Consider the following 15,200-nt stretch of genomic DNA (forward strand, 5'->3'; position numbering starts at 1 on the left):
AGTCTGATGCGCGTTACCGTGACCCTGATCGCAGCCGTTCTGGCGCTGTCGGCATGCAATATGCCCAATGACACCCCGGTGGCATCCGGGCCTGTGACCGATCCCTATACCACCGGTGCAGGCGGCGTTGCGGTTTATCGCGGCGATGTCAATCTGGCCGGAAACCGCCTGCCGGGCGCTGATACGGTTGCTGCCGGGGCCGATTTCGCCGCTGCCGGGGCCACCGTCTATTTCGCCGAGGCACAAGCCACCCTGTCCGAGGAAGCCCGCGCCACGCTGTCGCGCCAAGCCGCCTGGCTGGCCCAGAATGCCGGCTTCACCGCCACGGTCGAAGGCCATGCCGACGAACCGGGCACCCGTGAATTCAACCTGGCACTGGGCGCGCGTCGTGCGACCTCGGTGCAGGAATACCTGGTCGCCAAGGGGGTCGAGGCCGCCCGGATCCGCACCGTTTCCTTCGGCAAGGAACGCCCCGCGTCGATCTGCGCCTCGGAAGCTAGCTGTCTGGGCCGCAATCGCCGCGCTGTCACCATCGTCGCGCCGCCCGCGGCGGGCGTCTGATGCGCAGGGCCGTCACGGCGCTTGCGCTGGCGGGGCTGACGGCCCTGCCGGTGATCGCGCAACAGGCGATCGTCCTGCCCGACGGCATCGCGGTGAATGATCCCAGCCTTGCCCAGGGGCTGGAGGCGCTGCCCTCGACCGACGACATCGCGGCCGAGGTGGCAGCGGAAAATGCCGCCGCCCGTCCGCCGGTCGATGCTGCCACGCTGGCCGATATGCAGACCACGTTGCGCGCCGTTTCTGCCGATCTTCAGGCGCTGCGGGCCGAGCTGCTGACCTCGGGCGCGCAGGGGTTTGCGGCGGCGGGGGGCGATTCGGCCATTGACCGCATGAACGCGATGGAAGCCCGGATTGCGACCCTGACCGAGCAGACCGAACAGCTGTCGAACCGGATCAAGCAGGTCGTGGCTGATGGCACCAACCGCGTCGGTGACATTGAATTCCGCCTGTGCGAACTGGACCCGAACTGTGATCTGGGCGCGCTGATGACTGCCGATCTGGGCGGGCAGGGGACGGGGATGACGCCCGCACCCGCCGGCGACCCGGTGCCCATGCCGCCTTCCGATGTCAGCGCGCAGACCCTGCCGCCGATGACCGAAACCCCGCCTACCGCCACCCCACCGACCGAGGAGGAGGCGCGCGAATTTGCCGAGATCCGCGCGTTGGTTGCGGCGCAGGACTGGGCGCAGGCCAATACCAAGCTGGACCATCTTGTCACCGCCCATGCCGGCGGTCCGCTGACCACCGAAGCACTGTATCTGCAGGGTATCGCGCGGCAGGGCGACGGCCGCGAGACCGAAGCTGCGCAGTCCTTTCTGATGGCCTTTTCTGCTGCCCCTGACGGACCGCGCGCCGCGGCAAGCCTGCTGGCGCTGTCGCAGGCGATGGCCGGGCTTGGCACGCCTGCCGATGCCTGCCCCTATCTGGGCGAACTGACGCGCCGCTTCCCCGCCTCGCCCGAGGCTGCCGATGCCGTCCCGTTGACCGAGGCCGCAGCCTGTGCCGATCTCGCCGCCGCGGATGAGGGCGGTGCGGACTGACATCCCCGATGATGCGGCGCCCGGCGATTTGCGGGCGCGGGCCTTCGCGGCGCTGGATCTGCTGGCGGGCGACGTAGGCGGGCTTGGCATCGCGCTGTCGGGCGGGGGCGATTCTGTCGCATTGATGCATCTGGCCGCGGAATGGGCGGCGGGCCGCAGCTGCCGTCTGGCGACGGCCACGGTCGACCATGGGCTGCGTCCCGAATCGGCGGCCGAGGCGGCGGCGGCTGGCGCGGCAGCCGCTCGTCTGGGCCTGCCGCATCAGGTGCTTCGCTGGCAGGCGGCGGGCGGGCCGGGCAATCTGATGGCCAATGCGCGGCAGGCGCGGCTGGATTTGCTGGCCGACTGGGCGCGCGCGCAGGGGCTGGACGCGGTGGCGCTGGGCCATACGCGCGACGACCTTGCTGAAACGCTGCTGATGCGGCTGGCGCGCGGGGCCGGGATCGACGGGCTGGCCGCAATGGCCGCCCGGCGCACAGATCGCGGCATGGTCTGGCTGCGGCCCTTGCTGGATATTGGCCGCGAGGAGTTGCGCGACCATCTGCGCGCCCGGTCGGTTGGCTGGATCGACGATCCCAGCAATGACAATGACCGCTTTGAACGGGTCCGCGCGCGGCAGGCGATTGCCGCATTGGGGCTGGACACGGCGGCGCTGGCGCAATCGGCGGCGAATCTCGGCCAGGCGCGGGAGGCGCTGAACGCGGCGCTGATGCCGCTGCTGGACAGTGCCGAGGCCCGTTACGGCTCGGTGCTGCTGGATCGCGCGGGGTTCGACGCGGCGCCCTTGGAACAGCGCCGGCGGCTGGTGGTCGCGGCTGTGCGTTTCGTGACCGGCGCCGGTTATCCGCCGCGCCGGGCCGGGGTGGAACATGCGCTGGCAGCGCTGGAACGCGGCGCGCGGGTCACGCTGGACGGTGCGGTGCTGGACCCGGCGCAGGCGCTGCGGGTTCACCGGGAACCTGCGGCGGCCGCGCGCGCCAATGACGGCGCAGCGGTTTGGGACAATCGCTGGCGGATTGACGGTTTGCGCGCAGGTGATTCGGTTGCGGCACTGGGCGCGGATGCGGCTGCGGCAGATTGGCGCGCCGCCGGGCTGACCCATCTTGAGGCGCAGGCCCTTCCCGCCATTCGTCGCGCCGGTCACTTGATCGTGCCTGCCCTGGAACCTGCCAAGGGGCTGACGGCCACGCCTTTGCGTGGCATTATGGATTTTCACGGAATCCTGCTTGGGCATTGAACCCCGCCCTCGAATCCCTATTTTCAGGCCAAACCTTATCCCGCCGGAGGACCACCCTTTGGGTAACGCACGCAATATCGCCTTCTGGGTCGTTCTGTTCCTGATGATCCTTGCGCTGTTCAACCTGTTCAGCGACGGCGCGTCGCAGATGAACAGCCGTCAGGTCAGCTATTCAGAGTTCATCACGCAGGTCGACAACGATCAGGTCGCCACCGCGACGATTGATGGCGAACAGATCTATTACAAGACCGCCGACGGAAACCAGTTCACCACCATCCGGCCTCAGGGCGAGGAAATCGCCGACAAGCTGATCGCCAAGGATGTCGAGGTCCGCGTCGAACGCCAGCAGCAGTCGGGCTTCATGTCGATCATCGGCGTCTGGCTGCCCTTCATCCTGCTGATCGGGGTCTGGATCTTCTTCATGAACCGGATGCAGGGCGGCGGCAAAGGCGGCGCGATGGGCTTTGGCAAGTCGCGCGCCAAGCTGCTGACCGAAAAGCATGGCCGGGTGACCTTCGACGATGTGGCGGGCATCGACGAAGCCAAGGAAGAGCTGGAGGAGATCGTCGAATTCCTGCGCAACCCGCAGAAATTCAGCCGCCTCGGCGGAAAGATCCCCAAAGGCGCGCTGCTGGTCGGCCCGCCCGGCACCGGTAAAACCCTGCTGGCCCGCGCGATTGCGGGCGAGGCGGGCGTTCCCTTCTTCACCATCTCGGGCTCGGACTTCGTTGAAATGTTCGTGGGCGTCGGCGCCAGCCGCGTGCGCGACATGTTCGAACAGGCGAAGAAGTCCGCCCCCTGCATCGTCTTCATCGACGAAATCGACGCCGTGGGCCGTGCGCGTGGCGTCGGCATCGGCGGCGGCAATGACGAACGCGAACAGACGCTGAACCAGCTTCTGGTGGAAATGGACGGCTTTGACGCCAATGAAGGCGTCATCATCATCGCTGCGACCAACCGCAAGGACGTTCTGGACCCCGCACTGCTGCGCCCCGGTCGCTTTGACCGCCAGATCCATGTCCCGAACCCCGACATCAAGGGCCGCGAGAAAATTCTGGGCGTCCACGCCAAGAAGGTGCCGCAAGGCCCCGACGTCGACCTGCGCATCATCGCGCGCGGCACGCCGGGCTTTTCCGGCGCGGATCTGATGAACCTGGTGAACGAGGCCGCGTTGACCGCCGCCCGCATCGGCCGCCGATTCGTGACTATGGAAGATTTCGAAAATGCCAAGGACAAGGTCATGCTGGGCGTGGAGCGCCGCAGCATGGTCCTGACGCCCGAGCAGAAGGAAAAAACCGCCTATCACGAGGCCGGCCACGCCATTGTCGGCCTGACGCTGGACAAGACCGATCCGGTCTACAAGGCCACGATCATTCCGCGCGGCGGCGCGCTTGGCATGGTTGTCAGCCTGCCGGAAATGGATCGGCTGAACTTCCACAAGGACGAGGCCAAGCAGAAGCTGGCCATGACCATGGCAGGCAAGGCGGCCGAGATCATCAAATATGGCGAGGAAGGCGTGTCGAACGGCCCGGCCGGCGACATCCAGCAGGCCTCGGCACTGGCGCGCGCCATGGTCATGCGCTGGGGCATGTCCGACAAGGTCGGCAATATCGACTATGCCGAGGCGCATGAGGGGTACAGCGGCTCGACCGGCGGCTTCTCGGTTTCGGCGGCGACCAAGGAGCTGATCGAGCAGGAGGTCCATGACCTGATCGAGGAAGGCTATCAGGAGGCGTATCGCATCCTCATCGAGAAGGAAGAAGAATTCGAGCGTCTGGCCAAGGGCCTGCTGGAATACGAAACCCTGACCGGCGAGGAAATCGGCAAGGTGATCCGAGGCGATGCGCTTGGCGGCGACGACGATACGCCCTCGTCGGGGATCCCGCAGGTGAGTGCCGTTCCAAAGGCCGGTCGCGCGGCCGAGGGGGGCGCGCCGGTCCCGCAATCCTGATCCACACTGTCGGATCACAAAAAGAAACCCCGGTCCTTGCGGCCGGGGTTTCTTTTAAACGATCGGCTTTCGCCGCACTGGTTAAAGCACCATAAGCACCGAGGCAGCCACGACGAGTGCCATGCCAAACCCCAGATTAATAATGACGCCAAGCTTTTCCATGGCGCGTCCTTTCATGGCGGCGGGCTGCCGCTTTTAATCGAGATGCAGCAAAACGTGCCTCTTAAGGGGGCAGTTCCGTCACAGATATGTCATTTCTGCGCTGCGGCAATTTTGTCACTCTTCGGGCTTGCACGGCGACGATCCAGCGGGCAGAAGTGCCGCCATGGCGCATGAGGACATTCACGACATGGGGGCGCTGCGCGCCCGGATCGACGCGTTGGACGCGCGGCTGATCGCGCTTCTGGCCGAACGCAGCACGCTGATTGACCGCGCCGCCCAGATCAAGGCGCAGGTCGGCCTGCCGGCCCGGATCGACGCTCGGGTCGAGGAAGTGGCCGCGCTTGCACGCCGTCGCGCAGTTCAGGCCGGGCTGGATCCCGATCTGGCCGAAGGGCTGTGGCGGCTGATGATGGAACATTTCATTGCGCAGGAAGATGCGCAGCTTGGGGGCAGTCATGGTGGCACAGCGGATTGACGGCAAGGTGTTCGCAGCGGGGCTGCGCGAGAAGATCGCCGGGCAGGTTGCAGCGCTAAAGGATGAACACGGCATCACGCCGGGTTTGGCGGTCGTTCTGGTGGGCGATGACCCGGCCAGTCAGGTCTATGTCGCCTCGAAAGGCAAGCAGACGGTCGCGGCGGGGATGAATTCCTATGAGCACCGGCTGCCCGCCGATGCCGGCCAGGCAGAACTGCTGGCCCTGATCGGGCGGCTGAATGCCGATGCCGATGTCCATGGCATTCTGGTGCAGCTGCCCTTGCCCGCCCATATCGACGAGGCAGAGATCATCAACGCCATTGCCGTGAAGAAGGACGTTGACGGCTTTACCGTCGCGAATACCGGGCGGCTGGCGACCGGTCAGCGCGCGATGGTGCCCTGCACGCCGCTGGGCTGCCTGATGCTGCTGCGTGATCAGCTGGGCGATCTGTCGGGCAAGAACGCGGTTGTCATCGGGCGCTCGAACATCGTCGGCAAGCCGATGGCCGCGCTGCTTCTGGCCGACAGTGCCACGGTCACGGTGGCGCATTCGCGCACCAAAGACCTGCCGGATGTGGTGCGCGGCGCCGATATCGTGGTCGCCGCCGTGGGCCGGCCGCAGATGATCAAGGGCGACTGGATCAAGCCCGGCGCCACGGTCATCGATGTCGGCATCAACCGCACCGATGCCGGGCTGGTCGGCGATGTGGATTATGACAGCGTGGCGCAGGTCGCGGGCGCGGTCACGCCGGTTCCTGGCGGCGTCGGGCCGATGACCATTGCGTGCCTGCTGGCGAATACGCTGACCGCCTGCTGCCGGGCAAACGGCTTGCCGGACCCGGAAGGGCTGACGCTGTAAGGCGGACCGGCGCGCCCCCCCGCGCGCCGTGAAGGCGACAGTTAGCGCGCCTTCGTGGGAGCGTCGTCAGAAATCGACGCAGATCCCCTTCTTTTCGTAATCGCCGTAGCGCACCGGCTCTGGTCCGTCGCGGCCGCCCAGCTCGGGCGGCAGCTCCACCGCTTTTGCTGCCTTGCGGCGTTCGTCGGCCTCGGCAAGCGCCCGGACGGCCTCGGGCGGCAATTCGCGTTTGTCGGTCATGGCGGGCAGCCTTTCATTCGGGTAACAACACGACATCTAGGGAAAGGGCCGGATTTGGGCAAGCCGCAGACAGGAAAACCACAGCGCAACGCGAGCTCGGGCAACCCGCCGCCGGATGCGGCGCGCAAGGGCGCGCTGCGGCTGATCTCGGGCGTGCGAGAGGGTCTGTCGCTGTCCGACCAGCCCGCTGCCTTGGCGCGGCTGGCCCCGGCGGATCGGGCGCGGGCGCAACGGCTGGCGCTGGCGGTGCTGCGCAATATCGACCGCGCTGACACGCTGCTGGTCCAGCACCTGTCCAAGAAACCCCGGCCCGAGGTGCTGGACGTGCTGCGGCTGGCCACGGTCGAGCTGCTGGAAATGGGCGAGGCCCCGCATGGTGCGGTCAATGCCGCGGTCGGGCTGGTGCGCGGCATGGGGCCGAAGGGCCGTGCCGCGGCGGGGATGGTAAACGCGGTGCTGCGCAAGATTGCCGATCAGCGCGAGGTCTGGCCGACCCTGCCGCCCGAGGAGATGCCCGACTGGCTGCGCGACCCCATCGCGGCGGCCTGGGGCGAAGACGCAGTGCTGGCCATCGAGGCCGCCCATCAGGCCGGTGCGCCGGTTGATTTCAGCACCAAGCCCGGCAAAGACGCTCCCGGTGAGGCGCTGCCCACCGGATCCTTCCGGCTGATCGGGCAGGCGCAGATCAGCGCGCTGCCGGGCTATGCCGAGGGCGACTGGTGGGTGCAGGACGCCGCCGCCGCGCTGGCGGTGCGGCTGCTGGACCCGCAACCTGGCGAGGCGATTCTGGACATGTGTGCCGCACCCGGCGGCAAGACGCTGCAACTGGCGGCGGCGGGCGCGCGGGTCACCGCGCTGGATGTATCCGAGGCGCGGTTGGTGCGGCTGCGCGAAAATCTCGACCGCTGCGGCTTGCAGGCCGAGGTCGTGGCAGGCGACGCGCTGGAATGGACCCCGCCCGAGGCCCCCGATGCGATCCTGCTGGACGCGCCCTGTTCCGCCACCGGCACCATCCGCCGCCATCCCGACCTGCCGCTGATTCGCGACGACAGCGGGATCGAGGGGCTGGCCGCCCTGCAATCGGCACTGATCGACCGGGCGCTGGCGTTGCTGAAACCCGGCGGCCGGCTGGTTTTCGCCACCTGCTCGCTGCTGAAGGCCGAAGGCGAGGACCAGCTTGCCGCCGCGCTGGAACGCCATCCGGGGCTGGAAATCCTGCGGCCGGATCTGCCCGGTATCGCGCCGGAATGGGTGACCGATCAGGGCGGGCTGCGGCTGCGGCCCGATTACTGGGCGGACCGGGGCGGCATGGACGGCTTCTTTATCGCCCGCTTGCAGAAGGCCGGGGCGGCCCGGTAAATTCGCGCCATGACCGATCCTCGCCCCCATGGTTTCACCCTCCGCCCCGAAGCGCGCAGCCTTGGCTCTGCCCTGCGCGGGCAGGAGATGGTCGATGGTGCGCTGCCGCTGACCGGTCTGCGGCTGGAGGGCGATCCTTTCGCGCAGATGCTGGCGGATGCCGATCAGGCGGCGGAACTGCATGGTTTCGGCTGGCTGGACGATCTGGCCGCCGTCGGCAATGCCAAGGCGCGCGATCTGGCGCAGGCGCGGGTGCTGGGCTGGCTGGCCGCGCATCCGGCCCCGCCCGCGGATCCCGCTGGCGATCCGGTCTGGCGCGCCGATGTGACTGGCCGGCGGATGCTGCGCTGGATCTTTAACTCGGGCCAGATCCTGCCGGGGCTGGACCGCGCGGCGGCGCAACCTTTCTTTGACAGGTTGCACGCCCAGCTTGCCCTGCTGGACCGGGCAGAGGCCCCCGCCGGCACCGCGCGGATCGAGGCGCTGTCAGCCCGCGCCATTGCCGCGATGTTGCTGAAAGGGGCGGGCGACCGCGCCCATCCGGCGTTGGATGCGCTGGCGGCGGATATGGATGCCAGCATCCGCCAAGGCGTGCTGCGCGGCCGTTGCCCGGAAGCGCTGCTGAACTGCCTGTCGCTGCTGGGCTGGGTCAAGGCCACCGCCATCGAGGCCGGCCATCCGCTGCCGCCCGAAATTGACGTGGCCATTGCCGAGATTGCCCCGATCCTGCGCGCGTTGCGCCATGCCGATGGCGGGCTGCCGCGCTTTCACGGCGGCGGGCGGGGGGCGGCGGGTCGGCTGGATCACAGCCTCAAGGCCGCCGAGGGCGCCAGCGTCACCGCCCCCGGGCACGCGATGGGCTTTGCCCGGCTGTCGCGGGCGCGGGCGACGGTGGTGCTGGATGCGGCAGCGCCCCCGGCGGGGCCGGCTGCGGCCCATGCGCATGCCTCGACGCTGGCGATCGAATTCACCTCGGCCCGGCATCCCATCGTGGTCAATTGTGGCCCCGGCCGGATGTTCGGGCAGGCCTGGGCGCGGGCTGCCCGCGCCACGGCCTGCCATTCGACGCTGAGCCTGACCGGCCTTAGTTCCGCCAAGCTTCTGCCGCCGGACGGGCAGGGGCAGGAACGGCTGACGCTGCTGCCGCAGAAGGTCTGGGCCGGGCAATGCGATGCCGATGGCAACCTGCTGCCAACGGACGCGCCCCCGCCCTCGCCCCGTTTGCCGGCGACGATCCTGTCGGGGCATGACGCCTGGCAGGGCACCCATGGGCTGACCCATCTGCGCGAGCTGTACCTGTCCCCCGATGGCGATGAGTTCAGGGGCGAGGACACGCTGGCGGCGCTGGATATTGCCGGGCAGGGGCGGCTGGACCAGGTATTGACCAACCACCCCGAGGGCATCGGTTTTGACATCCGCTTTCATCTGCACCCCGATGTCGACGCCGTGCAGGACGGCGATGCCGCCCGGCTGATACTGCCCGGCGGCGAGGAATGGTATTTCAGCCACGACCTCGTGGCCGATCTGCGGCTGGAGCCGACGGCCTGGCTGGAACCGGGCCTGACCGACCCGCGCCCCGGTGTCCAGATCGTGCTGAGCCATCGGCTGGCGGACCATGCGGTGCAGATTGGCTGGACCTTCATGCGAGCAGGCGGTAGCTAGGCGCCAACCGAAAGCTGCCTCGCCAAGGACTCCCATGCCGCAAGATATCGTCCCGCTGAAACGCGCCCTCATCTCTGTTTCCGACAAGACCGGGCTTGTCGACTTCGCCAAGGCCCTGGATGCCAAGGGGGTCGAGATCCTGTCGACCGGCGGCACCGCCAAGGCGCTGCGCGAGGCAGGCATCGCGGTCAAGGATGTGTCCGAGGTCACCGGCTTCCCCGAAATGATGGACGGCCGGGTCAAGACGCTGCACCCCGTCGTGCATGGCGGCCTGCTGGCGCTGCGCGACGATGCCGGTCATCAGGCCTCCGCCGCCGAACACGGGATCGGGATGATCGACCTGTTGGTCGTGAACCTGTACCCGTTCGAGGAAACCGTCGCCAAGGGCGGCAGCTATGACGATTGCGTCGAGAATATCGACATCGGCGGCCCGGCGATGATTCGCGCCGCCTCGAAAAACCACGCCTTTGTCGGCGTGGTCGTCGATGTGCAGGATTACGACACCGTTCTTGCGCAGCTGGATGCGCAGGGCGGCACCGATCTGGCCACCCGCAAGAAGCTGGCGCAGACGGCTTATGCGCGCACCGCGGCCTATGACGCCGCGGTGTCGAACTGGATGGCCGATGCGGTGGAGATCGAGACCCCGCGCCGCCGCGCCTTCGCCGGAACGCTGGCGCAGGGGCTGCGTTACGGCGAGAACCCGCACCAGCGGGCTGCGTTCTATACCACCGGCGAGGCGCGCCCCGGCGTCGCCACCGCGCAGCAGTGGCAGGGCAAGGAACTGTCCTACAACAATATCAACGACACCGATGCCGCGTTTGAACTGGTCGCCGAATTCGACCCCGCCGAAGGTCCGGCCTGCGCGATCATCAAGCACGCCAACCCCTGCGGCGTTGCCCGCGCCGATACAGCGGCAGAGGCTTACCGGCGCGCCTTTGACTGCGACCGCACCTCGGCCTTCGGGGGCATCATCGCGCTGAACCAGACCCTCGACGGGGAAACCGCGCGCGCCATCACCGAGATCTTCACCGAGGTCGTCATCGCCCCCGATGCCACCGACGAGGCCAGGGCCGTCTTCGCCGAGCGCAAGAACCTGCGCCTGCTGACCACCGGCGGCCTGCCCGATGCAGGCGCGCCGGGTACCGCCTTCCGGCAAGTTGCGGGCGGCTTTCTGGTGCAGTCGCGCGACAATGGCCGCATCGCGCTGCCCGATCTGAAAGTCGTGACCAAGCGCCAGCCTTCGGCCGAGGAAATGGCCGATCTGCTGTTTGCCTGGCAGGTCGCCAAGCATGTGAAATCTAATGCCATCGTCTATGCCAAGGATCTGGCGACCGTGGGCATCGGCGCCGGCCAGATGAGCCGGATCGATTCCACCCGCATCGGGCGCAGCAAGGCCGCCGACATGGCCGAGGCGCTGGCGTTGCCCTTGCCGTTGACGGCGGGTTCGGCGGTGGCGTCGGACGCGTTCTTCCCCTTTGCCGACGGGGTCGAGGCGCTGGCGGACGCCGGTGCCAAGGCGGTGATCCAGCCCGGCGGGTCCATGCGCGACGCCGAGGTAATCGCGGCAGCCGATGCGCACGGTTTGGCAATGGTCTTCACCGGCCAGCGGCATTTCCGTCACTGATGGCCAAGGATCCCACCCAAACGGCGGCACAGCCGGCGGCGGACAAGCCTGCGCCGAAGCCGCGCAAGCCGCGCGCGAAGAAGGCGCCCGCCCCCCCGCCGCCGCCGCCGGTCAGCCTGCGCGTGATGGCCTGGGTGGTGGGGGTGATCCTGCTGCTGGATCAGGTCAGCAAATATTACGTGGTCCACATGCTGCGGCTGGACCGCGTGCGAGAGATCGAGCTGCTGCCGCCTTGGCTGAACCTGCACATGGCCTGGAACCAAGGGGTGAATTTCGGGCTGTTCTCGTCCTCGCAGGATATCATGCGCTGGGTGCTGATCGCGGTGGCGTTGGCCGTCTGTGCCTGGGTGATCCTGTGGATCCGGCGGGTTCGGCCGGGCTGGTTCGCGCAGGCCTCGGCCGGGTTGCTGGTGGGTGGGGCCATCGGCAATGTCGTCGACCGTGTCCTTTACGGGGCGGTCGCGGATTTCCTGAACATGTCGCTGCCCTTCTGGCGGAACCCCTACAGCTTCAACGTCGCCGATATCGCCATTTTCGCCGGTGCCATCGGCTTGATCCTGCAACCGCCGCAAACTGCCGACAAGGCCCGTGACCTTGCCGCGAAATGACGCTAGAACGGCAACAATGAAAAACGGGGGACCGGTATGCGGGTAATCTGGGCACTGATCGGGACGGCTGCGCTGGCGGCCTGTTCCAACGATCCCCTGCTGCACAATATCCGTGCCGGCCAAAGCACGCCGGACGAATTCGCCATCGTGCCGACGCGCGCGCTTGCGCTTCCGGGCGACCTGAACGTGCTGCCCCCGCCGACGCCGGGCGGCGCGAATATCACCGACCCGAACCCCAAGGGCGATGCGGTGGCGGCACTTGGCGGCAACCCCGCACAACTGGCGGCGCAGGGCGTCGGCGCGGCCGATGGCGCGCTGATCAACCATGCCTCGCGGTTGGGTGTGCAGGGCGGCATCCGCCAGCAACTGGCCGTCGAGGATGTCGAATGGCGCTCGCGTCATTCGCGCAAGCTGCTGGAACGGCTTGCCCGGACAGACGTGTATTATCGTGCCTATGCGCCCATGACGCTGGACAGCTGGGCCGAAAATGAACGCTGGCGTCGGGCCGGGGCGCGGGTGCCCTCTGCGCCGCCCCAGTTCGAAGACTGACCGCAGCGGCAAGATCCTTTGGTCACCCGGTCGTGATTTGCGACCGGCGGCGCGGCGTTTCATGTTCCCCTCGCTTCTCGTCCGTTGAAAGGACCGCCGATGCGCGCGCTATCTTTGGCTGCCCTGCTGGCCGCCACCCCCGCCCTGGCCGAGATGCCAGAGGGCGTGACCCATTTCACCCTGGATAACGGCATGGAGGCCGTGGTGATCGAAGATCACCGCGCCCCGGTTGTCGTGCAGATGGTCTGGTACAAGGTCGGTTCCGCCGACGAGGTTGCCGGCAAGACCGGCCTTGCCCATTATCTGGAACATCTGATGTTCAAGGGCACCGACAAGCTGGCACCGGGCGAGCTGTCGAAGACGGTTACCGCCAATGGCGGATCCGACAACGCCTTTACCAGCTATGATTTCACCACCTATTTCCAGCGTATTGCCGCCGACCGGCTGCCCTTGATTATGGAAATGGAAGCCGACCGGATGCAGAACCTTCGCATCGGCGAAGAGGATTGGCAGGCCGAACGCCAGGTCGTGCTGGAGGAACGCGCGCAGCGCACCGACAGCGACCCCTCGGCCCTGTTCGCAGAGGAACGCAGCGCCGCGCAATATCTGAACCACCCTTACGGGCGCCCGGTCATCGGCTGGCGCGCGGAGATGTTGGGGCTGACCCGCGCCGACGCGCTGGATTGGTATGACACCCATTATGCGCCCAACAACGCGATCCTGGTGCTGGCGGGCGACGTGACCCCCGAAAAGGCACGCGAGTTGGCGCAGAAATATTACGGCGAAGTACCCGCAAAGGAAGGCGTCGCCCGCAGCGCCCGCCCGCAGGAACCGGAACAACGCGCGCCCCGCCGGATGGAGATGCGCGATCCGCGCGTCCCGCAGCCCTCGCTGGTGCGCACGGTACTGGTCCCCGAACGCAATCCCGGAGACCAGAAGACCGCTGCGGCGCTGACGGTGCTGGCGGAAATGCTGGGCGGCTCGGCGCAGACCTCGGTTCTGGGGCAAAAGCTGGTGATGACCGGCAAGGCGCTGTATGCGGGCGCGGGCTATGAAGGCTTCGCGGTTGATCCGACGAATTTCTATATCTCGTTCGCGCCGGTCGACGGGATGGAGCCTGCGGCTGCCGAGGCCGCGCTGGATCAGGTTCTGGCCGATTTCCTGAAGGAAGGCCCGGACCCCGCCCAGCTTGAACGGGTCAAGACCCAGATCCGCGCCGCGAAGGTCTATGAACAGGATTCGGCCCATGGCCGCGCCTATCAATACGGGCAGGGGCTGGCGACAGGGCTGACGATTGAGGATGTGAACGACTGGCCCGATCTGCTGGCTGCCGTTACCGCCGAAGACGTGATGGAAGCCGCCGATCTGGTCCTGAACAGCACCGCCACCGTGACCGGCTGGCTGCTGCCAGCGCCAACCGAAGGTACGCTGTCCGAAGCTGGTCGGAAGGCCCTCGAAGAACTGATAGCGAATCCGCAGATCGGTCGCATTCCGCCCGGAGGTGCGCCTGCGCCCGAGGCCGAGGCGTCCGAACTCGAAACCGAAGCCCCAGAGGTCGACCAATGAGCTTCCTTCGTGCCATTCCCCTGCTGCTGGCCAGCCTGATCGTTCAGCCTGCCGCCGCGACCGAAATTCAGGAAGTTACCTCGCCCGGCGGCATCAAGGCCTGGCTGGTCGAGGATCACACCATCCCCTTCACGGCACTGAATCTGGCCTTCCGGGGCGGGGCCAGCCTTGATGCGCCGGGCAAGCGCGGGGCCATCAACCTGATGACCCATACGCTGGAAGAAGGCGCCGGCGACATGGACGCCACCGCCTATGCGAGCGCGATCGAGGCGCTTGGCGCGCGGATCAGCTTTGATGTCGGCGATGACGCGCTGACCGTAGCCGGCCGGCTGCTCAGCGAAAATCGCGACGAAGGCGCCGACCTGATCGCCGCCGCGCTGACTGCGCCGCGCTTCGATGATGATGCCGTGGCTCGCGTCAGGGGGCAGGTGCAGGCCATCATCCGCGCCGAGGACAGCGAGCCCAACGCCATCGCGCAGAAGGCGCTGGCAAAGGCGATCTGGGGCGCGCACCCCTATGGCAGTTCACTGAACGGGACTGCCGAATCGGTGGCGCCCTTGGGGCGCGAGGACATGGTCGAGGCGCAGAACCGCGTCATTGCCCGCGACCGGGTGATCGTTGGCGCCGCTGGCGACATCACGCCCGAACAGCTTGGCGTGCTGGTTGACCGCATTCTGGCGGACCTGCCCGAAACCGGCACCGCACCGCTGCCGCAACCCGCAGAGTTCCAGTCGCAGGGCGGCACCGAGGTAATCGATTGGGACAGCCCGCAAACGGTGATTTCCTTCGCCCAGCCCGGCCTGTCGATGGACGATCCCGACTATTTCGCCGCTTTCGTGGCGGACCACATTCTGGGCGGCGGCGGTTTTTCCTCGCGCCTGATGGAGGAGATCCGCGAAAAGCGCGGGCTGACCTATGGCGTGTCGACGGCGCTGTCGAATGCGGTGAACGGGGCGTCCTGGGTTGGCGGGATGGCCAGTTCCAACACCTCGGCGGCCGAGGCGACCGAGTTGGTGAAGCAGGAATGGGGCCGCATGGCCGAAGGCGTGACCGAAAAGGAACTGACCGACGCGAAGACCTATCTGACCGGCGAATACCCGTTGCGCTGGGATGGCAATTCCAAGATCGCCTCGATCCTGGTTGGCATGCAGCTGATCGGCCTGCCGATCGACTATCCTGACACCCGTAACTCCAGGATCGAAGCCGTGACCGCCGAGGATGTGGCCCGTGTTGCGCGGGACCGACTGAACCCCGATGCGCTGCAACTCGTGCTGGTCGGGCGTCCGGAAGGGCTGGCGAATTAACCG

General features: G+C 67.4%; 14 protein-coding genes. 13 read left to right on the plus strand and 1 reads right to left on the minus strand.

Translation table 11 applies throughout. The features are described 5' to 3' along the window. The first annotated feature begins 6 nt into the window (after positions 1-6). From G7044_RS10435 to folD, 6 genes are all read left to right on the plus strand, one after another. Complete coding sequence (locus G7044_RS10435) at positions 7-561, plus strand: OmpA family protein (protein WP_207630267.1); 555 nt, start codon at positions 7-9, stop codon at positions 559-561. Continuing rightward, positions 561-1,601: a tetratricopeptide repeat protein gene (locus tag G7044_RS10440; RefSeq protein ID WP_166328638.1), complete on the plus strand. Its 1,041-nt coding sequence runs from the start codon at positions 561-563 to the stop codon at positions 1,599-1,601. Before G7044_RS10435 ends, G7044_RS10440 begins: the two co-directional genes overlap by 1 nt. Further along, positions 1,591-2,838 (plus strand): tRNA lysidine(34) synthetase TilS, encoded by a 1,248-nt coding sequence (gene tilS, locus G7044_RS10445; protein ID WP_328803837.1) that lies wholly within the window; start codon positions 1,591-1,593, stop codon positions 2,836-2,838. The genes G7044_RS10440 and tilS overlap by 11 nt, the downstream gene beginning before the upstream one ends. 58 nt (positions 2,839-2,896) lie before the next feature. Then, positions 2,897-4,789, plus strand: a complete 1,893-nt coding sequence (gene ftsH / locus G7044_RS10450) for an ATP-dependent zinc metalloprotease FtsH (RefSeq protein ID WP_166328642.1) — start codon at positions 2,897-2,899, stop codon at positions 4,787-4,789. Positions 4,790-5,114: 325 nt separating this feature from the next. Continuing rightward, on the plus strand, positions 5,115-5,426 hold the full coding sequence (locus G7044_RS10455; protein WP_166328644.1) for a chorismate mutase: 312 nt from the start codon (positions 5,115-5,117) through the stop codon (positions 5,424-5,426). Then, a complete protein-coding gene (gene folD / locus G7044_RS10460) occupies positions 5,407-6,285 on the plus strand; it encodes a bifunctional methylenetetrahydrofolate dehydrogenase/methenyltetrahydrofolate cyclohydrolase FolD (RefSeq protein WP_166328646.1) in 879 nt (292 codons plus the stop codon). Before G7044_RS10455 ends, folD begins: the two co-directional genes overlap by 20 nt. Before the next feature lie 66 nt (positions 6,286-6,351). Here folD and G7044_RS17885 read toward each other — a convergent pair whose 3' ends face one another. Beyond that, the gene (locus tag G7044_RS17885) at positions 6,352-6,525 is read right to left on the minus strand and encodes a DUF1674 domain-containing protein (protein ID WP_207630268.1); all 174 of its coding nucleotides are present in this window, start codon (positions 6,523-6,525) and stop codon (positions 6,352-6,354) included. A gap of 54 nt (positions 6,526-6,579) precedes the next feature. Here G7044_RS17885 and G7044_RS10465 point away from each other — a divergent pair, with 54 nt between their 5' ends. From G7044_RS10465 to G7044_RS10495, 7 genes are all read left to right on the plus strand, one after another. Continuing rightward, positions 6,580-7,884, plus strand: a complete 1,305-nt coding sequence (locus G7044_RS10465; protein WP_235931248.1) for an RsmB/NOP family class I SAM-dependent RNA methyltransferase — start codon at positions 6,580-6,582, stop codon at positions 7,882-7,884. Positions 7,885-7,893: 9 nt separating this feature from the next. After that, complete coding sequence (locus tag G7044_RS10470) at positions 7,894-9,546, plus strand: heparinase II/III family protein (protein ID WP_166328648.1); 1,653 nt, start codon at positions 7,894-7,896, stop codon at positions 9,544-9,546. Positions 9,547-9,580: 34 nt separating this feature from the next. Beyond that, complete coding sequence (purH, locus tag G7044_RS10475) at positions 9,581-11,170, plus strand: bifunctional phosphoribosylaminoimidazolecarboxamide formyltransferase/IMP cyclohydrolase (protein WP_166328650.1); 1,590 nt, start codon at positions 9,581-9,583, stop codon at positions 11,168-11,170. After that, positions 11,170-11,778, plus strand: a complete 609-nt coding sequence (gene lspA / locus G7044_RS10480; protein WP_328803838.1) for a signal peptidase II — start codon at positions 11,170-11,172, stop codon at positions 11,776-11,778. Before purH ends, lspA begins: the two co-directional genes overlap by 1 nt. A gap of 36 nt (positions 11,779-11,814) precedes the next feature. Further along, a complete protein-coding gene (locus tag G7044_RS10485; RefSeq protein ID WP_166328652.1) occupies positions 11,815-12,327 on the plus strand; it encodes a DUF3035 domain-containing protein in 513 nt (170 codons plus the stop codon). Between the two features lie 99 nt (positions 12,328-12,426). Continuing rightward, on the plus strand, positions 12,427-13,893 hold the full coding sequence (locus tag G7044_RS10490; protein WP_166328654.1) for a M16 family metallopeptidase: 1,467 nt from the start codon (positions 12,427-12,429) through the stop codon (positions 13,891-13,893). After that, on the plus strand, positions 13,890-15,197 hold the full coding sequence (locus G7044_RS10495; protein ID WP_166328656.1) for a M16 family metallopeptidase: 1,308 nt from the start codon (positions 13,890-13,892) through the stop codon (positions 15,195-15,197). The genes G7044_RS10490 and G7044_RS10495 overlap by 4 nt, the downstream gene beginning before the upstream one ends. Positions 15,198-15,200 lie beyond the last annotated feature (3 nt).

The organism is Paracoccus xiamenensis (genome assembly GCF_011308835.1).
GTDB classification, from domain to species: Bacteria; Pseudomonadota; Alphaproteobacteria; order Rhodobacterales; family Rhodobacteraceae; genus Paracoccus; species Paracoccus xiamenensis.